This window comes from Comamonas sp. SY3, assembly GCF_041730275.1.
Lineage (GTDB): Bacteria > Pseudomonadota > Gammaproteobacteria > Burkholderiales > Burkholderiaceae_C > Comamonas > Comamonas sediminis.
Map to the genome: position 1 here is coordinate 18,249 of NZ_JBGTYN010000023.1, position 23,302 is coordinate 41,550.

A 23,302-nucleotide genomic window follows, 5' to 3' on the forward strand; every position below is an offset into this window, starting at 1 on the left:
ACAACACCATGATTTGAGACATTTTTTCGAAGCAGTCCACCCTGCTTCGGAAAATTGAACGTTTTTTTCCTGCGACTCCAGTGTTAGCGGCCATCTATCGATGGCCGCTTTTTTGTGTGCCGCTCTCCCGCTGCACCCCGGCCTCCGCCTCACACAGGCCTGCAAACGGGCATCAAAAAAGGACCTGCAAGCAGGTCCTGGAAGGAGAGCAGCGTCCCTGCTCCGCGCCGCAACGGCGCGCTGCGCTTAACGCGCCAGACCGAGACGGCGGCGGCCGGCAGCCAGCCAACCCAGCAGCCCGCTCAGACCCAGCAGGCTCCACAGGCCCATCGCCGGCACGGGCCGTGCCTGGCCCACGCCCGGAGTGCCTGGATCCACCGGCACATCGGCCAGCCAGCCGGCGCCACCGGGATCGCTGATCTGGCCGTTGGCGACCATGTCGTCATCCCCATCCCCACCGTCTACGATCTGCACGGACAGCGTATTGCCGTTCACGGTCGATGGCAGGCTGTACCAATGTGGAGTCGTGTTGGCCTTGGTGGGGCCGAACTTCCAGTACTTGGCATGGGCCGGCAGGGCCGATGGGTAACGGATGCGCATCGTGCCACTGCCACCCATGGCGCAGCCCGTGGCTGTCCACTGCAGAGCGCCGTAAGGCACGCTCAGCCCTTGGGGCAGCGCACCCAGCGATGCAGCAGCCACGGCCACGGGCGCCTGGGCCAGACGGCAGGCATCGGCACTGCTCCACTGCACTGCAGCACTGCCGCCACCGCCGGACGCTGGCAGCGCCACATCAAAGTTCTGCTCCGGCTCCGGACCGACCGGCGCGCCTTCCAGGTTCAGGCCCAGCACAATCGGATTGTGGTCGCTGGAGCGGTAGGCATCGGCCGCATAGAACGACGAGACCTGCGCGGCGCTCTTGAAGTTGGTGTTGTAGTCGAGGACCGGCGGCTCTTCTGCGTTGATCTGCCACTTCACCACCTGGCCCACCTGGCTGGCGAGCGCCGAGCTGACCAGCACATGGTCCAGCGATCCCCACAGGGTCTGGAAGCCGTAGGAATACTGGCCGGCGCCCAGCTTCTGGTAGCCATGGCTTTCCAGGAAGGAGATCGGCTCTTCCTTGGCATAGGCGTTGAAGTCGCCCATCAGCACGTTCTTGCCATTGCCCGCTTGCGTCGGGTTGCCCGCCAGCCAGGTTTGCAGTTGCTCGACGGCACGCTTGCGCGACTGGTTGTTGGCACCCTGGCCGTCACCGATGTCCGGGTCGTTGACGCTGCCCTTGGACTTCAGGTGGTTGACCACCACGGTGAACTGGTCCTTGCCGCCGCTAGCCAGCGTCTTCTCGAAGGTCTGGGCCAGCGGCACACGGTTGCCATAGGTGGCATTGAAGGCATCGTACTGCGCCTCATCAGGCACCGCAGGCACGCCCACGGGATTGACACGGTCCTTGCGGTAGATGACAGCCACCGAGATGGCATCATGGCCAGCCGCCACGGCCGTCTTGGCACCACCGGCATTGAAGGGGCCCTTCACATAGTCATAGACCTCGCTGCCATGCTTGGCGTTCAGGGCCCGGGTCAAGGTCGCCAGCGCGCTGGTCGTGTCAAAGCCATTGTTCTGGATTTCCATCAGGCCGTAGACATCGGCGTCCAGACCCAGCAGGTTGCTGACGATCTTGTCGGTCTGGCGGGTCAGCTCGGCCGCATTGTCGGCACCACGGCCTTCCAGCGAATCGCCATAGGGGTTGTTGAACTTGGCCGTGCCCAGGGTGCTGAAGAAGTTCAGCACATTGGCCGAAGCAATCTTGACCGTCGGGCTGCCAATGGCCTGCTGGAGGTCAGCCACCGTCGGGCGCGCTGCACCGGTAAAGATCGGCTTTTGCAGCGGTTGCACGCGGTAGCTGGTCTGGTGTGCGCCAGCCGCCGTATCGATGAATTGGTCCAGAATGCCTTCGATCGCGGCGGTGCTGTCACCTGCCCGCAAGGTGTTGCCGGCACTCAGGTCCAGGCCGCCCCGGCCCAGCAAGGCGTCCGGGTTTTGCTTGCTGCTGCCATCGTCGAGAATGATCTGGCTGCGCTTGACGGTGTCCAGGTAGGCGGCATTACCCGTCATGCTGGGCACATGCAGTTCGGTGTACTGCACCAGCTTGTCCTTGTCACTCAAGGTGACCATGCCATAGCGGCCGAGGTAGTAGTTGTCCGTCACCACCAGCGGGCCGGTGCTGCCGGTGATGCGCACACGCATGCCTTCGTAGCGTTCCCAGTTCGCATAGGCGGGCATCGGCAGGCTCAGCGCCACCACGGCAGGCAGCGCCTGCTTGGCGCCACCATGGAGCACGCTGAAGTTCAGGATGCTGCCGCCCAGCTGGGTCAAGCCCTTGTACTCGCTGACCGTGGCGGTCAGCTGCACAGCCTGGCCCACGCTGTCGGCACTGATGCCGGCAATGGGCGTGCTGCCGTAGTACACAAACACGGCCTCGGAAGTCTCGGCGTTGTGGTCGTCGTCTTCGGGCAGCGACTGGATGTAGAAACCGCTGAGGTCCGGAAGGTAGGCGGTCACGATGCCGCGCACCGTCACGCTCTGGCCCACCAGTGGCGAGGCGTCACCCGAACCCTGCACGGCCGAGATGGGGGTGGTAGCGACCGGTGCCAGGTTCTGCGCCAAGCCGGGCGAGCCGATATTGGCACCATTCGAGGGCTGGGCAAAGCCATCGAGCACACCGACCGCCGCAGCGGTGTAGCGCGGCTCTGCAGTGGACTTGCCATCCCAGACGGCGGACACGCCATTGCCCACGGTTGTGCCGGCATTGCGCACCGCAGCGCCCGCGTGGTCGCTGGTGGATACCGCTGTGCCGCTCGGGTTCTTCGCCGGCGCCACGGTCGAGCCATCGGTCGCCTTCAGCGCCTTGCTGCCATAGTTCATCGCCGCAGCCAGGTAGCCATTGGCGTCATACACCAGCACCGCATCGCCCTTGCCCAGGCCTTGGCCGGCCACCAGGATGACGGCAGTACTGGCCTGCAGACCCCAGGCCGTGCGGAAGGCTTCCGGCGTGGTCTCGTTCAGCACCACCAGACGTGCGCCTGCTGCCAGGCTGGTGCCCGCAGGGAAGGCGCTGGGCAGCGCGCCGCTGCTGTCGGTCCAGCCCCAGCCACTCAGGTCCACGGGGGTCGTGCCGTAGTTGAACAGCTCAAAGAAATCGCCGCCATCGGCGTTGGAGTTGACCTCGGAGACCAGCACCTTGGCGCTGGCTGCCACCGCGCTGCTGACGGTAAAGTCCAGCTTTTGCTCGGCCGCCAGTGCGTTTCCAGCCATGTCCAGCACCGCAGCGGCGGGCAGCACCAGGCTGTAGCGCTTGCCGGGTTGGTAGCCACCGCTGCGCGTAAAGCGCACTGCGCTGCCATCGATGGCCACTTGCGCATCGGTCATCGGCACGGTGGCGATCAGGTTGCCGTCTTCCAGCAGCGACAGGCTGCCGCTGCCGCGCTGCACCGTTTCGCTGAACTGCAGGCGCACCACGGCGGTCTTGCCGACGTCCACCGCATTCTGCAACGGGCTGCTGCTTTGCAGCACGGGGGCGGTGGTGTCGGCAGCGGCGGGGCCACCGAGCTTGACGGTATTGCCCTGGAACTGCTGGTCCGCAAAAGGCAGGTCCTTGGACACCGAGCCCTTGCCAGGCCAGATGGTGTCGCCGTTGTCCTGCAGCAGCTGGACGGTCGTGCCCTTGGCCGTGCTGAGGGGGCTGACCAGGGTCTCGAAGCTGCCACCGGTGGTGCGCAGCAGGTTGTCCAGCACATTGTCCAGTTGCTGCACCTCGGTGGTACCCGGACCGTTCCAGACAAAGAAGGCAAAGTTGGTGTTCACGGCCGCATCGGCCTTGCCGGGTGGGCCCGCCAGGATCAGGAACTTGCCATCCTCGGTGCGCTGCATGTCGCGAATGCCGCGCCCGCCCAGGTTCAGCTCAATGGCGGCACCCAGCACCGGCGCGGTGCCCGCCACCATCGCAGCAGGGTTGGTGATCGGGATGACGAGCGCGCGGTTGCGCAGCTGCGCGCTGGCCAGCGGCGCACGGAAACCCAGCAGCAGCTGGCCGTCTGCGGTCGCCGCCATGCCTTCGATCGAGAAGCCGGCTGGCGACTCGGGCGGCACCTTGTCCGCCGACGAGGCGACGAAGCCGTAGTAGTTGGCACCTTTGCCATGGGCATTGCTGCTGTCCCAGGTGTTCAGCAAGCCCTCCAGACCGCCGTAAGACCCCTTGAAGCTGAATTCCGTCGTGGCGCCGGTGCCCGCCACATCGACGGCAAACAGGTGCTCGCGGTTGTCTGCCTCGCTGCCATCGGACTTGTTGCTGTGCGAACCGGTGAAATACAAGGTGTTGCCAATGCGGGTGCCCGCCTCCAGGTCGAGCTCCTTGCTCAAACCCAGCAGGCTGCCAAATTCCCATTCCTTGACCGCCACGCCGCCGCCGCGGGGGTAGACGCGCAGCACATTGCCTTCGTCATCGCCGACGACCATGTAGCGGTCGTCGAGCGCGATGGCGGCAGAGGCGTCCGAGCTGCCCGCCTGGGTCGCCGGCAGCGGGGTGAACATCGCCGTCTCGCCGGCACCTGGATCGATGACGGTCAGGGCCGCCGGTGCGGTGCCATTGCCCGTCCAGTTGGCGGCTTGGCTGATCGCAGCCAGCAGCTCGGCCGCCGTGCCCTCGATGGCGCCCTTGGTGCTGTCGTAGGCCACATTGTTTTGCTTGACCAGCGCAATGGCGGTACTGCCGTTGACCAAGCCAGGCGGCAACGCCGAGGTGTTGGAGTTGCTGGCATTGCTGTCCCAGCTGCCAGCGGTCACATTGTTCAGCGCGAACACGAACTGCGGTGCCGCTTCTGAGCCCTGGTAGACCAGCACACTGTCGCCGCCGGCGGCCAGATTGAAGCTGCCCGAGGCGCTGACCGTTCCATGGTTGGCCGCAGGCTTGGTGTCAGCCGCGCTGATCTTAACGACCGTACCGGCAGACAGCGCCTCCGTGGCCTGCCAGATCAGCACACCTTCACCGGTGCGAAACGCGCCCGCATTCGTCCAGCCATTGTCGGTGACGCGAATCTCGGTGCCCGCTTCGATATCGCGCAGCAACACCAGGCTGACGGAGTCCGGCGTGTCCGAGGCAAAGCCGACGACAGCGACGTCTCCGGCCGCCAGCGTGGTCTGGGCCGACGCGGGCAGCACGCTGGCCGCCAGCAGCAAGGCAGCTGCCAGTGACAGACCCTGGAACGCCCGCACGCTGGCGCGGCAGGCAGACGAAATGGAGCGAAGAGCAAACATGGCAGCAATAGAGGGAGTGGCAAACAACCCCTCTTTGTCGCCGCTGGCGATGAAAGCTCCGTGTCAGAATCTGTAAGCGTTCCCAAAAACTGACACCGCCGCCACTGTCACAGCCCGGTCACAACGCAAAGGCAAGCGCCACACCGGCAAACAGGCTCACGCCAATCCAGTGGCTTTTGCTGAACGCAGTAAAACAGCCTTCGCGCGTGCGCTGGCGGATGAGGCTGTAGTGCCACAGCATCTGCGCTGCAGCCGCAGCCACGCCCAGCCACCAGGGCCAGGCCAGCTGCAGCGGCGCCAGCGCCAGCACCGTCAGAACCAGGCACACCCCAAAGAAAGCCATGATCGCGGCAACATCAAAACGGCCCAAGGTGATGGCCGAGGTCTTCATGCCGATCTTCAGATCGTCATCGCGGTCCACCATTGCGTACTCGGTGTCATAGGCCAGCACCATGCACATATTAGCCAGCCACAGCAGCCAGGCCATCATCGGCACCTGGCCCTGCACCGCGGCAAATGCAATCAGCACACCAAAGTTGAACGCAATGCCCAAAAACGCCTGCGGCATCGCAAAGAAGCGCTTGGTAAAGGGGTAGAGGATGGTGAACAGCACGGCCGGTACCGACCAAGCCACCGCCTCCCAGCGCGTGGTCAGCACCAGCGCCAGCGACAGCAAGGTCAGAACCACGCCGACCATCGCCGCCTCGAACACCGAAATCTTGCCCGTCGTGATGGGGCGCTGCGCGGTGCGTTTGACATGGCGGTCGAACTTGCGGTCGGCAATGTCATTGATGCAGCAGCCGGCGCTGCGCATCAAAAAGGTACCCAGCACAAACACCAGCACCAGGTGCCAGCCCGGAAAGCCCCCCGACGCCGCCCACAGCGCCACCAGGGTGGGCCAGACCAGCACCAGCCAGCCGGCAGGCCGGTTGAAGCGAATCAGATCCAGGTACAGCGCAAAGCGCTCGGACAGAGAGAGGGAGGGATGGGCAGCAGCTGACATGGCAGCAAGCATAGCGTCACAGCGCTACCCTGTGCCCTCTCTTTGTCAATTTGCGCGCCCGCCCCGCCCCAGCACCAGGGCCGCCAGTGCACACCAGGCCAGGCCCAGCAGCGCGCCGGCCAGCACATCGCTGGCAAAGTGCGCCTGCAGCAGGATGCGGCTGAGCGCAATGACGGCGACCAGTCCCCCACAAAGCCAGGCGAGGACGCGGCGCGCAGCGGGCGAGAGCCGGCCGCGCAGCACCAGCCATAGCAGGCCATAGACAACGACGGCCCCAGAGGTGTGGCCGCTGGGGAAACTGGCACCCGACGTCAGCATCTCATGCAGCACCTCGGGGCGGGCGCGGTCCAGCAGATTCTTCAGCAGGCGTACCGCCAGGCCATTGAGGCCGATAAAGAACACCCAGGCCCACAAGGCCTGCCACCGCCCACCCAGCGCCAACCCGCCCGCCACGAGCAGCACCAGGACCGCCAGCCAGCGCACATCGCCGGCAGCGGTCAGCACATGCAGCAGCTCCCGCCCCGGCGCCGAGACATGGTCTTGCGCCCATTGCTGGGCCGCTGCATCGGCGGCCAACAAGCGGGCATGGCCCGAATGCTCCGGGTAGACGACCACCCAGGCCAGCATCGCAAACAGCAGCAAGCAGCCGGCAGCCACAACCAACGGCACCCCCACAGGCTGCCTGGTGGCATACAGCACCGCCGTCTGCCTGCGCGGCAGCCAGCGCCAAACCACCGCGCCGGCCAGCAACCAGACAAGCAGCAGCACCGGCATCCAGGCATCCAGCATGGCCAAGGCTTGAAAGACGATGCGCGATCCCCCAGCCAGGTCCCGGCTTTGCGCCAGCGCTTGTTCCGTACCCAAAAGCCCCAGCACAACCCAGCACAGACTCTGGCGGCACAGGTCCCGGCCCGCCGCCAACGGCGGCAGCCGCCGCAGCGGCAACAACACAGACAACACGTCACAACACCCCAAAAAAATACAAAACCCCATGCAGGCATGCCATGCATGGGGTCCAAAAAGAAACCTTGCAGCGAGACTTAGGCTTGCAGCATCGTCACGCCGGGCAGGTTGCAGGCGAAGATCGCATTGCGCAATGCGGCGATGGCTTCGTAGCGGGTAAAGCTGCGGCGCCATACCAGCACCACGCGGCGCTTCGGTGCTTCGTCGTTGATCTCGTCGGTCAGCGGAATGTAGCGGATGTGGGTCTCGTCCGACTTGCGGCGGCGCACACCCTTTTCCAGCGCATCCTTGGGCACCGACAGGCGGGGCACCAGGGTCACACCCATGCCGGCGGCCACCATGTGCTTGATGGTCTCGAGCGACGAGCCTTCAAAGGTGCGGCGGATGCCTTCAGTGTTGCTGGAGTAGCGGGCGAACTCGGGGCAGACTTCGAGCACATGGTCACGGAAGCAGTGGCCAGCGCCCAGCAGCAGCATGGTTTCGTTCTTCAGCTCGCTGGCCGAGATGCTGTCACGCGTGGCCAGCGGGTGCACGCTGGGCACGGCCGCAAAGAAGGGCTCGTCATACAGAGGGGCCATCGCCAGACCGGTATCGGGGAAAGGCTCGGCCACGATGGCGCAGTCGATCTCACCGGTACGCAACATCTCCAGCAGCTTGGCGGTCATGTTCTCGTTGATCATCAACGGCATCTGCGGCGTGCGCTCGATCGACTGGCGCACCAGCTCAGGCAGCAGATAGGGACCGATGGTATAGATCACACCCAGGGTCAGCACACCTGCCAGCGGGTCCTTGCCGCGCTTGGCAATTTCCTTGATCGCAGCGGCCTGGTCCAGCACGATTTGCGCCTGGCGCACGATCTGGTCACCCAGACTGGTGACCGACACTTCCGAGGCACTGCGTTCAAACAGCTTGACCTCGAGTTCTTCCTCCAGCTTTTTGATGGCGACAGACAAGGTAGGTTGCGACACGTAGCAGGCATCAGCGGCGCGGCCGAAATGCCTTTCACGGGCGACAGCAACAATATATTTGAGCTCTGTAAGTGTCATGTCAGTTTTTAGTGCGAATCGCGTATTGTGCATGGCCTGTGGACCACCTGGCTATAGCGCCAGAGGCCAAAGTGCCACACTGTGTTTCATCAGAACCGCAAGCTATGAGTTGTACTCTATTCCGAAGCACCATGGGTGCCAATGCGCGACTACAAAAATAGGATTAATCTATTATGCGTCAAATGCAAGCGCTCGCTCACCGGGAATGTAGGTAAATATGGATGCGAGCATTTACACAAAGCTACATAATTATCGACGCCTCACTCCGCTACCTCCCTGTTAAATAAGGCTTATTTGCCATTGGAGTGGCCGCAACAAGCTATAAATCTAGTTACAGAATGCGTTTTATATCCTCTATTTGAACAACACGATTAACATTCTGCGCAACAGCCATAGCACGAATCAATCGATATTTACCAAGATTTCGTATCATTTTTGCAACTTTTAAATCTTGTTTGCAATGCTGCCATGCAACGTGGCGGTGAGCTATGCGCTAGTTTTTCAGGCCTTGAGGTATTCCGCCTTGCCGCCCAGCCAGCGCAGCACATGGCTGGCAGCCAGGTCTGGCCAGCGGTCCAGCATCGGCGGAGCCAACTCACGCGCCCATTCCAGCAGGTGCTTGTCGGCTTCCAGATCCGCAAATCGCAACAGCGCCGCACCCGACTGCCGCGCCCCCAGAAACTCGCCGGGCCCCCGAATTTCCAGATCGCGCCGGGCGATCTCGAAACCATCGGAGGTCTCGGCCATCGCCCGCAGCCGCTCCTTGGCCGTCTCGCCGAGCTTGCCGTTGTCACCTACCGCATACAGCATCACACAAGCCGATGCCGCAGCGCCCCGCCCCACCCGGCCGCGCAACTGGTGCAGCTGGCTCAGACCAAAACGTTCGGCATGCTCGATCACCATCAGGCTGGCATTGGGCACATCAACGCCCACTTCAATCACCGTGGTGGAGACCAGCACGCCCATCACCCCTTCGGTGAACAAGGCCATGACGGCCTTTTTCTCAGCCGTGGGCATGCGCGAGTGCAGAAGACCGACCATGACCCCGGGCAGCGCCTCGCTCAGGTCCGTATGGGTGGCCGTGGCGTTGGACAGATCCAGCGCCTCGCTCTCCTCGATCAGCGGACAGACCCAGTACACCTGGCGCCCCTGGGCGATCTGGTCGGCAATGCGCGAGACCACCTCATCGCGCCGGCTGTCACTGATGAGCTTGGTCACCACCGGCGTGCGTCCCGGCGGCAACTCGTCGATGGTGGAGACATCCAGGTCGGCGTAGTAGCTCATCGCCAAGGTACGCGGGATCGGCGTGGCGCTCATCATCAGCATATGCGGCTCCATGCCGGTGGAGAGCAGCTTTTGCCGCAGCGCCAGGCGCTGGGCCACACCAAAGCGGTGCTGCTCATCGATAACGGCCAGCCCCAGCTGCTTGAACTGCACCTGGTCCTGGATGACCGCATGCGTGCCGACCACCAGCGCGGCCTCGCCACTCTCGACCAGCGCCAGCATCTCGGTGCGCTGCTTCTTCTTTTGCGCACCGGCCAGCCAGGCGACCTTGAGGCCGCGCGGCGCCAGCAACGGCTCCAGCCAGCCCACCAGCTTGGCAAAGTGCTGCTCGGCCAGAATTTCGGTCGGCGCCATCAGCGCGCACTGCCAGCCCGCATCAATGGCGATCACCGCCGACAGCGCCGCCACGATGGTCTTGCCCGAGCCCACATCGCCCTGCAGCAGGCGGTGCATCGGTATATGGCGCCCCAGATCCCTGGCAATTTCCTCGCAGACCCGGCGCTGCGCCCCGGTCAGCGCAAAAGGCAGGGCGGCCAGAAACTGCTCATGCAGGTTCAGGCTGCCGTCGGGATGGCGCTGCGCTGCCAGCGCGGGCGCGCGCAGGCTGTCGCGCTCGCGCTTGGCCGTCAGCTGCGACAGCTGCTGGGCCAGCAGCTCTTCGGCCTTGAGGCGCTGCCAGGCCGGGTGGCTGTGGTCTTCCAAGGTGGCTACCGCGACATCGGGCGTGGGGTGGTGCAGAAACTGCAGCGCTTCGCGCAAGGTGTAGGCCCTGCCCAGGCCGCCCGCTCCCAGGTACCGGGCATAGGGCAAGTCCACGCCGGGTGGCAGGGTTTCGCTCAGATCAGCACGCTGCAAACCGCCGATCACCGCGCGGCGCAGATAGGGCTGGGGCAGCCCGGCGGTGGTGGGATACACCGGCGTCAACGACTGGGGCAGTTCGCCACCCGCCAGCCGGAAGGCCGGGTGCAGCATTTGCCGCCCCCAGAAGCCGCCCTTGACCTCACCGCGAATGCGCAAGGTGTTGCCCACGGACAGGGTCTTCTGGTGGGAAGGGTAGAAGCTGAAGAAGCGCAGTTCGCAGCCGTCTCCGTTGGCATCTTCGACCCGCACCACCAGTTGCCGGCGAGGCCGCAGCTGCACATCGGCAGACACCACGGTGGCTTCGATCTGCGCCACCTCGCCATCGCGCGCATTGCGCAGCGCAATGATGCGCGTCTCATCTTCATAGCGCAGCGGCAGATGCAGCGCCAGATCGATGTCGCGCGTCAGCCCCAGTTTGACCAGCGCTTGCTGGGCCGGGTTCTTGGCGGCAGTCTTTGCTGGCGCGGGGGGGGCGCCAGCGGCAGGGGCCGCGCCCGTTGCTGCCCCGCTCGCCTTGCGCGGGCGGCCAGGTTTGCGCCCCTTCGAGGGCATCGCATCATCAGCAGAAGAAGCAGGCGTGGCAGCAGACATGGAGGCAGTTTCAGCAATGCTGCATTCTGGCATGCTTTGCCGCACGACTGGTTAAAAAGACAGTGCCTGCCAAAACCTGTCCAGCCTCTCTACGCAGCCGCGCTGGAGTCCGCCGCATCAGCGTCGCACGCGGCGCCGGCGCAGATAGCGCTCCCAGAGCTCAAACAGCAGCTCGGACAGCAGTGCCAGCGCGGCTGCCGGCAACGCGCCCGCCAGCATCAGCGCGCTGTCGTTCAGCGCCAGACCGGTCACAATGCGCTCGCCCAGGCCTCCTGCGCCGATGAATGCGGCAATCGTCGCGGTGCCGATGCCAATGGCGCAGGCCGTGCGGATACCAGCGACCACGGTGGGCATCGCAATCGGCAGCTCCACCCAGCGCATGCGCTGGGGCCGGGTCATGCCCAGCGCAGAGCCGGCGCTGCGCAAGCCCGGCGACACCTCGGCCAGGCCCGCACAGGTATTGCTCAGAATCGGCAGGATCGAATAGGCCGTCAGCGCCACCAGGGCCGGCAGCCGGCCGATCACGCCGAACCAGGCAATCAGCACCGCCAGCAGGGCGAGGGACGGAATCGTCTGCAGCACGCCGGCCGCGCCCAGTGCCAGCGCCCGCGAGCGAGGATGCGGAAAGAGCAGAATGCCGGCAGGCACTGCGATCAGCGCCGCCACACCGACGGAGACCAGCACCAGCGCCAGGTGCTGCGCAGTCAGCCGCCACAGGTCAGGCGCCACCAGGCGCGTCCACAGCCGCGCGCCCAAGCTCGGCTGGCCCGCTGCCTTCGCGTCCACTGCGGCCTTGCCATGGGTCTGCGCAGCCCCGCCTGCCAGAAATTGCTTGGCAATCTCGGCAAAGCCCTGGCCCTGCAGCTCGGCCTGGGCATTCATGCCAATCATTGCCGCTTCGCTGATGCGGCCCTGCAGCTGTTGCAAAGCGGCCCAGGCCACCGGTTTCTGTGTGGGCAGGTCCTGCCGGTAGAGCAGCAGCGCGTCATAGCGCGGAAAATAGGCCTGGTCATCCTCGAGCACCCACAGCCCCAGGTGGTCGATCTTGGCATCGGTGGTGTAGATGTCCATCACATCGATGTGCTGCTGGGTGATGGCCTCATAGGCCAGCCCATGGTCCAGCCCCTGGGGCTTGGCCTGCAGGTTGTAGCGCTTGGCCAGGCCGGGCCAGCCATCGCCCCGGCCGATGAATTCGTTCGACAGGCCAAAGCGCAGTTCGCTGTGGCGCGCCAGGTCGCTGAGGCTGCGAATGCCCAGCGCCTCGGCCTGCTGGCGGCGCATCGCCAGCGCATAGCCGTCGTTGAAGCCCAAGGGCACACCGACGGCCAGGCCCAACGGCGCCAGCGCCGCATTCAGCGATGCCAGATCGCTGCCCTGGGCATGTTTGGCAATCTCCAGCGCAATGGTGCCGCTGTATTCGGCATAGACATCGATCTGGCCGGATCGCAACGCTTCATAGACGATGGCCGTGTTGCCCAGGCCCTGGCGCACCTGGGTCTTGACCCCGGCGGCCTGTGCTTGCTGCGCCATGATCTCGGCCAGCACATAGGATTCGGTGAAACGCTTGGAGCCCACGCGCAGGGTTTCCTCCTGCGCGGCCCCGGCAGCAGAGGCGGCCAAGAGGCCCAGAACCCAGACCAACGCGAAGCGCATCAAGTGGTGAAGACGTAGCATCGGGCCACTATAGCAACTGCGCTTCCCAGGCACGTAGGAGGCGGCCCCCAACCGCGCCAAGCCCGCGCGGCCTGCTGCGCCTCTGCCACAGTGGCACAATCGCCCCCTTGTTTTGATCCCTGTGAGCTGCAGGTGTGTTCCGCCTGCATGAGCCAACGATGACTGCCTTCTCCGGTGCCCGCCGTACTTTTCAACTGAGCGATTTCGATTTCGAACTGCCCGAAGCACTGATTGCCCAACACCCGGCTGCCGAGCGCAGTGGCTCGCGCCTGCTGGATGCGCGGGAGCCACATCTGGCAGACCGCCGCTTCCACGAGCTCCCCGATCTGCTGCAAGCAGGCGACCTGTTGGTCTTCAACGACACCCAGGTGATCAAGGCACGCGTCTTCGGCGAAAAATCGAGCGGCGGCAAGATCGAGCTGCTGATCGAGCGCGTGCTGCAGGACAACGAAGTCGTCGCCCATATGAAGGTCAGCAAGAAGCCGGCCGTGGGCGGCGTGCTGCACATGGCCGGCGGCAGGAAGGCCGGTGGCTTTGACGCCACCTTGCTGGGCCGCTGGCCCAATGAGACGGGCGCGTTGTTTCGCCTGCGCCTGACAGGCCCCCAGGGGGAGTCACCGTGGGAGTTGATGCAGCAGCACGGCCACATCCCCCTGCCCCCCTATATTGAGCGCGAGCAGCAGACCGGCCAGGACCCCAACCAGGCGGAAGACGAGCAGCGCTACCAGACCGTGTTTGCCAAGAACCCCGGCGCCGTGGCGGCGCCGACCGCCGCGCTGCATTTTGACGAGAAGGTGCTGGCTGCGCTGGAGGCCAAGGGCGTGGAGCGCGCCAGCGTGACCTTGCATGTGGGTGCAGGCACGTTTCAGCCTGTCAAGACCGAGAACCTCAAAGACCACCAGATGCACAGCGAGTGGTACAACATCCCGCTGCCCACCCTGGCCGCGCTGGAGCGCTGCCGCCTGCGCGGCGGCCGGGTCATTGCGGTGGGTACCACCACCGTGCGCACGTTGGAATCCTGGGCCCGCACCGGCCAGCTCTCGGACGACACGAACATCTTCATCACCCCCGGCTTCCCGTTCCGCGTGGTGGACATGCTGGTGACCAATTTCCACCTGCCCAAAAGCAGCCTGATGATGCTGGTCAGCGCCTTCGCCGGCTACGAGCACATCATGGGTCTGTACCAGCATGCCATTGCGCAGGGGTACCGCTTCTTCAGCTATGGAGACTCGATGCTGCTGCAGCGCCTGAAGGAGCCGGCCGCAGCCGATGTGGCGACCGACCAGCCAATGGCCGCGTCCTGAGGCTTTCGCCGGTGCCGGCACTGCATAGTTGCTCGGGGCAATGGCAGCGCACAGGCAGGCGGCAGGCGGCCGCCCGCCTCAGCCAACCAACCAGCGATCAGAAATAGTCGCAGAAGCGCCGGCCGCCCACCTCGTGCACCTGTACGGGAATTTCATACAGGTCGCTGAGGACCTCATCGCGCACCACCACCTCGGGCGGGCCTTCGCAGTACAGCGCGCCGGCCTTCATCGCGATGATGTGGTCGGCATAGCTGGCGGCAAAGTTGATGTCGTGCAGCACCACCACCACGGTCTTGCCGGCATCGTGCACTGCCTGGCGCAACAGCTTCATCATGCCCACGGCATGGGCCATGTCGAGGTTGTTGAGCGGCTCGTCAAACAGGATGTAGCGCGTGTTCTGGCACAGCACCATGGCGATATAGGCGCGCTGGCGCTGGCCGCCAGACAGTTCGTCGAGAAAGCGCTCGCTGAGCGGCTGGAGCTTCAAGTAGTTCAGTGCCGCATCCACCTGCACACGGTCCTCTTCGGTCAGCCTGCCCTTGGAATGCGGGAAGCGTCCAAAGGCCACCAGATCGCGCACCGTCAGGCGCAGCGCACTTTGGTTGTCCTGGCGCAGGATCGCCATCACGCGCGCCAGCGCATCGCTGGCCGTGGTGGTGATGTCCTGGCCCTCGATGCGCACCGTGCCGGAGGTCATCGGCATCAGCCGGCTGATCAGGGACAGCGCCGTCGATTTGCCCGCGCCGTTGGGGCCGATGATGGCGGTCAGCCGGCCCTGGGGAATGCGCAGGCTCACGTCATGCAGCACCGTCGTGGTGCCGTGGGTCTTGCGCAGCTTGTCGGTTTCAATCATGGCTGGTCACCGCGCTCAGCTCTTGGCCTTGCGCACTAGAAGATAGATAAAGGTCAGTCCGCCCAGGAACTCCACGACGATGGACAGCGAGGTGTTGAAGCCGAACAGGCGCTCCAGCACCATCTGGCCGCCCACCAGCAGCAAGCCCCCCAGCAGCACCGAGCCGGCCAGGGTGTAGCGGTGCTGGTGGCTGTGCATCAGCTGGTAGGCCATGTTGCTCACCAGCAGGCCGAAAAAGGTCACCGGCCCGACCAGCGCGGTCGAGATCGACACCAGAATGGCCACCACCACCAGCACGCCCATCACCGAGCGCTGGTAGTTCACCCCCAGGTTGATGGCCACCTCGCGGCCCAGCGCCAGCACATCGAGCAGATGGCGCTGGCGCCAGACCCAGACGCCCACCAGCGCAATAGCGGGCAGCGACAGCAGCAGCAACGGCAGCGAGACGGTGTTGAAGTTCGCGAACAAGCGGTCCTGCAGCACGGTGAACTCGTTGGGGTCCATCACGCGCCAGACAAAGTTGTTGAGGCTGCGAAAAAAGATGCCCGCGACAATGCCCACCAGCAGCAACAGATGCAGGTTGCTGGCCTGGCCCCGGAACAGCCAGACAAACAGGCTCGTCGACAGCAGCACCATCAGCCCCACATTCATGCCAAAGCGCGACAGCTCAGGGATCTGCATCGCCGCCACCCCCAACGTAAAGGCCAGCACCGACTGGATCAGTTGAAACAGCGCATCGAACCCCATCACCGCCGGCGTCAGGATGCGGTTGTTGGTCACCGTCTGGAACAGCACGGTGGACACGCCGATCGCAAAGGCCACCGTCCACATGGTTGCCAGCTTCTTGCCGCGCAACGGCAGCACAAAGCTCCACTCGGCCTGCACCTGGCTGGTCATGAAGTAGAGGCTGGCCAGCAGCGCCAGCGCCAGCAGCAGCCACAGGCGCCGCGCCGGTGTGCCCAGCCAGGAGACGGGTGCAGGTGCAGGCGCCGCTGCGGAGGGCGAGGTCGACAAAGTGTTCATCTCAGCCCCCCATGCGCTTGCGGCGCGACAGCAGCAGCGCCAGGAACATCGCACTGCCCAGCACCCCCATCACCGTACCAATGGGTATCTCGTACGGGGCGATCACCACGCGCCCGATCAGGTCGCAGGCCAGCGCCATCAAGGCCCCCGCCCAGGCCACCCACAGCACCGATTTGCGCACGTTGTCGCCTACCACCAGGCGCACCAGGTTGGGCACGATCAGCCCGACAAAGGGAATGATGCCGACGGTGACGATCACCGAGGCGGTGACGACCGCCACCACCAACACGCCCTGCGCCACCAGGCGCTTGTAGTTGAGCCCCAGGTTGGTGGCAAATTCCTGCCCCATGCCGGCCACCGTGAAGCGGTCGGCCGCCAGCATCGCCAGCACCGTGATGCCCAGCGACAGCCAGAGCATTTCATAGCGGCCCTGCACGATGGCCGAGAAATCGGCCGTCATCCAGGAGCGCGCCGCCTGCATCAGGTCAAAGCGGTAGGCGATGGACGTGGTGGCCGATTCGATCACGCCCGACAGCACCAGGCCGACCAGGGGCACGATCAGCGCCGAGCGCAGCCGTATGCGGCTGAGCACCGCCAGGAACAAGGCCGTGCCGGCCAGTGCAAACACTGCCGCCAGGCCCATCTTGCCGAACACCGGCATATCGGGCCACCACAGGATGCCGATCAGCATGCCCATGCCCGCCGATTCGGCCGTGCCCATCGTCGTGGGCTCGACATAGTGGTTGCGCGCCAGCATCTGCATCAGCAGGCCGGCCACCGCCATTGCGCTGCCAGCCAGCAGCAGCGCCAGGGTGCGCGGCACGCGGCTGGCCACCAGCACCTGGGTGGCCAGGTCATCGTCGTTGTGGGAGAAAAGGCGCAGCAAGGTCGTCACCGACACATCGCTGACGCCCACCAGCAGGCTGACAAAGCCCAGCAGCGCCAGCAAGGCGATGGCCGGCAGCACAAAAGCCAGCGGGCGCAGCGCAAGGCTGCGCCTGCCGCCTGGCACTTTCTCAATCATGGTCGTCATGCTGTGGCTCGCAACAGGGGCTGGCTCAGCAGCTCATTAAGCTTTGGAGAAGGCGTTGATCAGCTGCGTCACATCGTCATGCAGCGAGCCGGGGCTGGCATTGCCCAGCAGGTACCAGTTGGCCGAGTTCAGGTAGACGATCTGCTTTTTCTTGGCCGCCTTGGTGGCGTTGACCAGCGGGTTGTCCAGCAGCTTGGCGGCGGACGCGCCTTCGCGGCCAATGGCGGCATCGCGGTCCAGCACAAACAGCCAGTCCGGGTTGGTCTTGAGGATGAACTCGAACGAGATCGCCTGGCCATGGCCGGCCACCTTGATGTCCTTGTTGGCGGCCGGGATGCCATAGACATCGTGCAGCATGCCAAAGCGCGAGCCCGGGCCATAGGCGCTGAGCTTGCCGCCATTGGTCATCACCATCAGGCCGGTGCCCTTGTTGGCCGTCAGGCCCTTGAGCTTGTCGATATCGGCCTGCATCGCGGCCATCAGGGTCTGGGCCTGGGCTTCGTTGCCGACCATCTCGCCCAGGATCTTCAAATGCTTGAAGGCGCTGGCCACCGGCTGGGTATTGTCCACCGTCAGGTCCAGGGTAGGCGCAATCTTGGCCAGTTCGGCCACCTTGGCCGCCGAGCGGCCCCCGGCGACGATCACATCGGGCTTGAGGCCCTTCACCACCTCGTAGTTGGGCTCGAACAGGCTGCCGATGCGGGTGTAGTCCTTGCTGGCGTACTGCTCCAGCACCGGTGGGAACTTCACCACTTCGGGCACGCCCTTGACCTCGGCGCCCAGCGCGCGCAGGCAGTCGAGTGCGGCCAGATCGAACACCAGGATGGTCTTGGGCTTGACGGGGATCTGCACCGTGCCGCCCGCTTGCTGCACCGCCAGGGTCTGCTGCGCCAGTGCGGAGCCTGCCGCCCAGGGCAGGGTCACCAGGGCACCCAGTTGCAGCAGCGACTGGCGGCGGTTGACGGTGGAGCGAGCGGAGCGCGACATGGAACATCCTTTGGTCGGAAAGCTGGCAGCCCCTGCATGCACCCGACCCAAGACCGTATCGCTACATTCTTCTTGTGCCCGCAGCGGAAGCCCCAGCGGTTGATGGAATGGAAACTTCGCCTGATGGATGCCAGGCTGCAGCACCCGAAGGCTTTACAGAGCTGACACATTTGCGAATCGTTCTCATTTGAATGGTAACACGCAGCTTTGTTCCCCTCGGTAGCAGGCGGGTACAAATCCGGAGATGCCTCCAGCTGCCACCCGCCTGTCCCTGATCGGACAGCCGGGCAAAAAAACTGCAGCCGCCAAGCCACGCGGGGGCCTGCAAGCGGCTGCAGCTTTCTACAATGGAGCCACACCCCCGCCAGCCCTTCGACTCCGCAGGAGACCGGCCGCCGCAGGGTGACTTTGCCCGCGTGACTCCCCCGACAGCCCCTGACCCTGCCTTGGCCCTGCCCGCCAGAGGCCTGATGCATTCCCCTGCCCTTGCACCGGACAGCGCCAGCCGCGTGCCCGCGACTCCCAGCACCCCTGCTCCGCGCCGCCCCGGCCAAGGCTCGGCACTGACGGGCATTGTGCTGACGGTGCTGGCCTGTGCCTGCTTTTGCCTGCTCGATACCGGCTCCAAGTACGCGGGTGCGCTGTTGCCACTGCTGATGGCGCTGTGGCTGCGCTACATGCTGCAGTCGGTGTTCACCGTCGGCTGGGGCGTCTACCAGTACGGCGCCGGTGTGTTCCGCACCACGCATCCGCGGTTTCAGATGGCACGCGCCGCGCTGTTTTGCAGCAGCAATGCCTGCGCGATGATGAGCCTGCGCTACCTGCCGCTGGCCGAGTTCACCGCCGTCGTCGCGATGACGCCGCTGGCGATGACCCTGGTGGCGGCGCTCTGGCTCAAGCAGCCGGTCAGCCCGCTGCGCTGGGTGCTGGTGGCCATGGGCTTTCTGGGCACGGTGGTCATCATCCGCCCGGGCGGGGCCAATTTCAGCGGTGGCGCGCTGGTCTGGCCGCTGCTGCAGCTGGCGGCCAACACCGCCTACCAGATCGTCAGCAGCCAGATGGCCGGCAAGGAGCGGCCAGTGACCACGCAGATCTACACCAGCCTGCTGGCGCTGGTGCTGACCAGTGCCAGCCTGCCCTGGTTCTGGCAAATGCCCAGCACCATGGCCCTGTGGCTGGCGGCGCTGGCGATGGGCGTGGGCAGCACCATTGGCCACCTGATGCTGCTCAAGGCCTATGAGCATGCCAAGCCCGCCACGATCTCGCCGTTTCTCTACAGCCAGATCCCCTTTGCCGTGTTCTCGGGCTGGCTGCTCTATGGCCATATCCCCGACCACTGGGCCGTGCTCGGCATGATCTCGATTGCGGTGGGTGGTGCGCTGAGCGCCTGGCTGACGGTGCGCGAATCGCGCTGACCGGGCCGCTCGCAGACAGACGAAAAAAAGCGCCACCGGCACAAGTCCGGTGGCGCCCTGGGTGTGTTGGTTCGACCGGCGCGTCAGTAGGCGGCCGCCTGGCCATCCTTGCGCGGATCGGAGCCGGCCACATAGTGCCCGCCTTCACGCAAAATCAGCTGCGCACCGCCGAACGCAAACACGCCATGGCCTTCCTCAATGGTCACCTCATGGCCCAGCGCGCGCAATGCGGCAATCACCTGCGGGTCAAAACCCAGCTCGACGGAGACCTGGTTGCCACCCGTCACGCGCCAGCGCGGCGCGTCTGCAGCGGCTTGCGGGTTCTGGCCATAGCGCAGCACGCGCACGGCCATCTGCAGATGGCCCTGGCTTTGCATCGGGCCGCCCATCACGCCAAAGGCCATCTGCGGTGTGCCATCGGCATGCATCGCAAACGCGGGGATGATGGTGTGCGAAGGGCGCTTGCCCGGCGCCACCTGGTTGGCGTGGCCCGCCTCGGTGGTGAAGCCGGCGCCCCGGTTCTGCAGACTGATGCCGGTGCCCGGCACGACCACGCCCGAGCCAAAACCCATGTAGTTGGACTGGATGAAGGACACCATCATGCCGCTCTCGTCGCAGGCCGCCAGGTAGACCGTGCCGCCCGGCTTGGGCGCGCCGTAGCGGGCAACCTGGGCCTTGCTGCGGTCGATCAGCTGGGCACGCTCGGCCAGGTAGGAGGGGTTCAGCAGGTCTTGCTGGGGGTGGACGCGCATGTGGTCGATATCGGCGTTGTACTGGGCCAGGTCGGCCAGCGCCAGCTTCATCGCCTCAATCTGCAGGTGCACGGCCTCGGCACTGTCGAGCGGCTGGTCGCCAATGCCGATGGCATCGAGCAGACCCAGCGCGATCAGCGCGGCAATGCCCTGGCCATTGGGCGGAATCTCATGCACCACCGACGCGCCAAAAGGCTGGGCCACCGTGCCCACCCAGTCGCAGCGGTGGGCGGCCAGGTCCTCGGCCGTCATCACGCCGCCGTTGGCCTGGCTGTGGGCTGCCATCTTTTGCGCCAGTGCGCCCCGGTAAAAGGATTCGCCCAGGGTCTCGGCAATCTCTTCCAGGGTGCGGGCATGCGCCTCGCTTTGGAACCAGCTGCCCGCCTGCGGCGCCTGGCCCTCGGGGGCAAAGCATTCCTTGAAGCCGGGCTGGTCGCCCAGCTTGGCCAGGCCCAGCGCCCAGAGCTTGGCAATCGTCGGCGATACCGCAAAGCCATGGCGCGCATAGTCGATCGCCGGTTGCGCCACCTGCGCAAAAGGCAGCTTGCCAAAGCGCTTGGAGAGCTCCACCCAGCCCGAGACCGCACCGGGCACGGTGACCGCATTCCAGCCTTTTTCCGGGATGCCGCCGAGCTTGTCGAAGTACTCCGGCGTCCAGCCGGCCGGGGCGCGGCCCGAGGCGTTCAGACCATGCAACTCCTGGCCGTCCCAAACAATCGCGAAGGCATCGCTGCCAATGCCGCAGCCGGTGGGCTCCACCACCGTCAAGGTCATCGCCGCGGCCAGCGCCGCATCCACCGCATTGCCGCCCGCTTGCAGCATGCGCAGGCCCGCCTGCGCGGCCAGTGGTTGCGAGGTGCTCACCACATTGCGGCCCAGTACCGGCGAGCGCTGCGAGGCATAGGGCTGGGCCCAGTCTTTCACGGTAGTCATGTCTTGTCTTTCTGAATGCAATCGAGAGGGCAGCCGGGGCGGCAACGACCGCCCCGGTCTGGTGGTGGCAACGCTTATTCGAGCGTGATGTGGTTGTCCTGGATCACCTTGGCCCAGCGGGCGCTGTCGGCCTTCACCAGGTCCGCAAACTGCGCCGGCGTGCCGGGCTTGGCCACATCGGCGCCCAGCTTGGCCAGGCTGGCCACCACCTCGGGATTTTGCACGGCCTTGTTGAAGGCGGCATTGATCCTGGCGGTCAGCTCGGGCTTGAGGCCCGCAGGCGCGTAGACACCAAACCAGGTCACCGATGCGTAGCCGGGCAGGCCAGATTCGGCCACCGTGGGCAGCTGGGGCGCCAACTGGGTGCGCTCGGCGCTGGTCACCGCCAGCGCTCGCAGGCGGCCGCTGGCCACATGGGGCATGCCGGTGGGGATGGAATCAAACAGCATATGCACCTGGCCGGTGGCCAGATCACTGATCGACTGGGCCGTGCCCTTGTAGGGCACATGGGTCAAGGTGATGCCCGCCTGGGCCGCAAAGGCCGCGGTGTTCAGGTGCACGATGGTGCCATTGCCGCTGGTGGCGTAGTTCAGCTTGCCGGGGTTGGCCTTGGCATAGCTGATCAGCTCCTGCACGGTCTTGACCGGCAGCGCGTTCGTGACCAGCAGCACGCTGGCGGCATCGGCCACATGGGCGATCGGCGTGAAGTCCTTGTCCGCACGGTAGGCCAGCTTGGGCATCAGATGCGGCGAGATCGCGTGGGTGCTGCTGGTGGTGAACAGCAGGGTATAGCCATCGGCCCCGGCCTTCGCGGCCTCGGCGGTGCCGATGGTGCCGCCCGCGCCCGGGCGGTTGTCGATCACCAGCGACTGGCCCAGCTCCTGCGACACCTTTTGCGCCACGACGCGGGCCACCAGGTCGGTCGCGCCGCTGGGCGGGAAGGGCACGATGACACGGATCGCGCGCTCAGGCCATTGGCCGCCCTGCGCAGCAGCAAACGGGGACAGCATGGCCAGCGCCGTGCCAGCCACCAGGCCGGCGAGCAACGGCCGGCGGCCTGGCATGCGAGAAAGAAGAGAAGGGGTAGTTGGCATGGTGGTGAGCGAGTTGCATAACATCTGCGAAGCACTCTGCGCTTGTGGCGCGGGCCAGAACAAACCGGTTCTTGTGCGCCCACAGCGGGTGTGCCATGCGCGCGGGGGCAAAGGCGCCTGCGTGAAGCCTTGCATATTAAAAGCCTGTGACAGCAGGCGCCACCACCGATTTGGCAAGGTAGGTTTGCCGATACGGCAATGGGTTTATGCTTATGCGATTCTTTTGCGCAATACCACCATGCCCCACCGCCCTCCCACGCATCTGCAGGACACCGCGCTGCGCTACTTCCATGAGGTGGTGCAGTGCGGCTCGGTCAGCGCCGCATCGCAGCGCCTGCATGTGGCCAGCTCGGCCGTCAGCCGCCAGATCAGCGGGCTGGAGGCCCAGCTGGGCACGGCACTGTTCGAGCGCCATGCGCGGGGCATGCAGCCCACGGCGGCCGGGCAGATTCTGGCCGAGCTGGCGCGCCGCATCAGCCTCGATGCAGAGCAGGCCATCGATGCCATCCATGCGCTCGACAGCCTGCGCGCCGGCCTGGTGCGCATCGCCACCTCCGATGCCTTTGCCAATGAGCTGCTGCCCCAGGCCTGCGTGGCCTTCCAGCGCCAGCACCCGGGCCTGCGCTTTGAGGTGAGCATGGTGCCGACCTTGCAGGTCTCGGCCAAGCTGCTGGCCGGAGAGGCCGATATTGGCCTGCGTTTCAGCATGTCCCCGCTCAAGAACATTGCCGTGGTGCACCGCCAAAGCGCACCGGTGCTGGCCGTGTTGCCGCCCGGGCATGTGCTGGCGCGCCAGGCATCGCTCACGTTGGCCGAGCTGGCCCGGTATCCGCTGGCCCTACCGCCAGCCGAGACGGCGATCCGCCAGATGATCGACCTGGCCTGCAGCCGCCAGGGGCTGCAGCTGGACCCGGTGCTGACCACCAACCATGCCAAGACCTTGCTCCATTTTGTGGTGCATGGCGGCGGCGTCACCGTCTCCAGCGAAGTGGGGGTGCGCCATATGCTGGCAGCGGGCAGCCTGGTCGCGCGCCCCCTGACCGATGCCGGCCTGGACCTGCGCGATATCGAGGTGCAAACCCTGGCGGGCCGCCAGTTGCCTGCCGCGGCCCAGGCCTTTTTGGCGCTGCTGGTGCAGGAGCTGCAGGCGATGCCGGGCCCGTGCTGAGCGCTCTC

Annotated in this window: 15 protein-coding genes; 3 read left to right on the top strand and 12 right to left on the bottom strand. The window is 65.4% G+C overall.

The annotated features are described in order from the left end of the window. Window positions 1–246 precede the first annotated feature (246 nt). From ACCQ08_RS21415 to ACCQ08_RS21440, 6 genes are all read right to left on the bottom strand, one after another. Window positions 247–5,310, bottom strand: coding sequence for an ExeM/NucH family extracellular endonuclease (locus tag ACCQ08_RS21415; RefSeq protein ID WP_373450926.1), 5,064 nt, complete (start codon window positions 5,308–5,310; stop codon window positions 247–249). A 118-nt stretch (window positions 5,311–5,428) separates the two neighbouring features. After that, the gene (ubiA, locus tag ACCQ08_RS21420) at window positions 5,429–6,313 is read right to left on the bottom strand and encodes a 4-hydroxybenzoate octaprenyltransferase (RefSeq protein ID WP_312416890.1); all 885 of its coding nucleotides are present in this window, start codon (window positions 6,311–6,313) and stop codon (window positions 5,429–5,431) included. 45 nt (window positions 6,314–6,358) lie between these two features. Beyond that, on the bottom strand, window positions 6,359–7,177 hold the full coding sequence (locus ACCQ08_RS21425; RefSeq protein ID WP_373450927.1) for a phosphatase PAP2 family protein: 819 nt from the start codon (window positions 7,175–7,177) through the stop codon (window positions 6,359–6,361). Window positions 7,178–7,353: 176 nt separating this feature from the next. Next, window positions 7,354–8,322 carry a LysR substrate-binding domain-containing protein gene (locus ACCQ08_RS21430; protein ID WP_021028298.1) on the bottom strand — a complete coding sequence of 323 codons (969 nt, stop codon included), beginning with the start codon at window positions 8,320–8,322 and terminating at the stop codon, window positions 7,354–7,356. Window positions 8,323–8,823: 501 nt separating this feature from the next. Continuing rightward, the gene (recG, locus tag ACCQ08_RS21435) at window positions 8,824–11,019 is read right to left on the bottom strand and encodes an ATP-dependent DNA helicase RecG (protein WP_373450957.1); all 2,196 of its coding nucleotides are present in this window, start codon (window positions 11,017–11,019) and stop codon (window positions 8,824–8,826) included. A gap of 156 nt (window positions 11,020–11,175) precedes the next feature. Continuing rightward, window positions 11,176–12,732: a glycine betaine ABC transporter substrate-binding protein gene (locus ACCQ08_RS21440; protein ID WP_373450928.1), complete on the bottom strand. Its 1,557-nt coding sequence runs from the start codon at window positions 12,730–12,732 to the stop codon at window positions 11,176–11,178. 158 nt (window positions 12,733–12,890) lie between these two features. Here ACCQ08_RS21440 and queA point away from each other — a divergent pair, with 158 nt between their 5' ends. Then, window positions 12,891–14,036 (top strand): tRNA preQ1(34) S-adenosylmethionine ribosyltransferase-isomerase QueA, encoded by a 1,146-nt coding sequence (gene queA, locus ACCQ08_RS21445; protein WP_373450929.1) that lies wholly within the window; start codon window positions 12,891–12,893, stop codon window positions 14,034–14,036. 97 nt (window positions 14,037–14,133) lie between these two features. Here the strand turns inward: queA and ACCQ08_RS21450 are convergent, their stop codons facing one another. The 4 genes from ACCQ08_RS21450 to ACCQ08_RS21465 are packed head-to-tail and all read right to left on the bottom strand — an operon-like array spanning window position 14,134 to window position 17,932. Further along, window positions 14,134–14,889, bottom strand: coding sequence for an ABC transporter ATP-binding protein (locus ACCQ08_RS21450; RefSeq protein ID WP_373450930.1), 756 nt, complete (start codon window positions 14,887–14,889; stop codon window positions 14,134–14,136). Between the two features lie 15 nt (window positions 14,890–14,904). Then, a complete protein-coding gene (locus ACCQ08_RS21455) occupies window positions 14,905–15,903 on the bottom strand; it encodes an iron chelate uptake ABC transporter family permease subunit (RefSeq protein ID WP_230778754.1) in 999 nt (332 codons plus the stop codon). A 10-nt stretch (window positions 15,904–15,913) separates the two neighbouring features. Next, entirely contained in the window at window positions 15,914–16,945 is a 1,032-nt protein-coding gene (locus tag ACCQ08_RS21460) for an ABC transporter permease (protein WP_373450931.1), read from the bottom strand. A gap of 36 nt (window positions 16,946–16,981) precedes the next feature. Then, entirely contained in the window at window positions 16,982–17,932 is a 951-nt protein-coding gene (locus ACCQ08_RS21465) for a siderophore ABC transporter substrate-binding protein (protein WP_239810505.1), read from the bottom strand. 470 nt (window positions 17,933–18,402) lie between these two features. On the opposite strand from ACCQ08_RS21465, the gene ACCQ08_RS21470 reads away from it, so the two are divergent. After that, window positions 18,403–19,347: a DMT family transporter gene (locus tag ACCQ08_RS21470; protein WP_373450932.1), complete on the top strand. Its 945-nt coding sequence runs from the start codon at window positions 18,403–18,405 to the stop codon at window positions 19,345–19,347. An 83-nt stretch (window positions 19,348–19,430) separates the two neighbouring features. Here the strand turns inward: ACCQ08_RS21470 and ACCQ08_RS21475 are convergent, their stop codons facing one another. Both ACCQ08_RS21475 and ACCQ08_RS21480 read right to left on the bottom strand, forming a co-directional pair. After that, a complete protein-coding gene (locus tag ACCQ08_RS21475) occupies window positions 19,431–21,032 on the bottom strand; it encodes a gamma-glutamyltransferase family protein (protein ID WP_373450933.1) in 1,602 nt (533 codons plus the stop codon). Window positions 21,033–21,106: 74 nt separating this feature from the next. After that, window positions 21,107–22,126, bottom strand: a complete 1,020-nt coding sequence (locus tag ACCQ08_RS21480) for a Bug family tripartite tricarboxylate transporter substrate binding protein (RefSeq protein WP_373450934.1) — start codon at window positions 22,124–22,126, stop codon at window positions 21,107–21,109. Between the two features lie 238 nt (window positions 22,127–22,364). On the opposite strand from ACCQ08_RS21480, the gene ACCQ08_RS21485 reads away from it, so the two are divergent. Further along, complete coding sequence (locus tag ACCQ08_RS21485; RefSeq protein ID WP_373450935.1) at window positions 22,365–23,294, top strand: LysR family transcriptional regulator; 930 nt, start codon at window positions 22,365–22,367, stop codon at window positions 23,292–23,294. Window positions 23,295–23,302 lie beyond the last annotated feature (8 nt).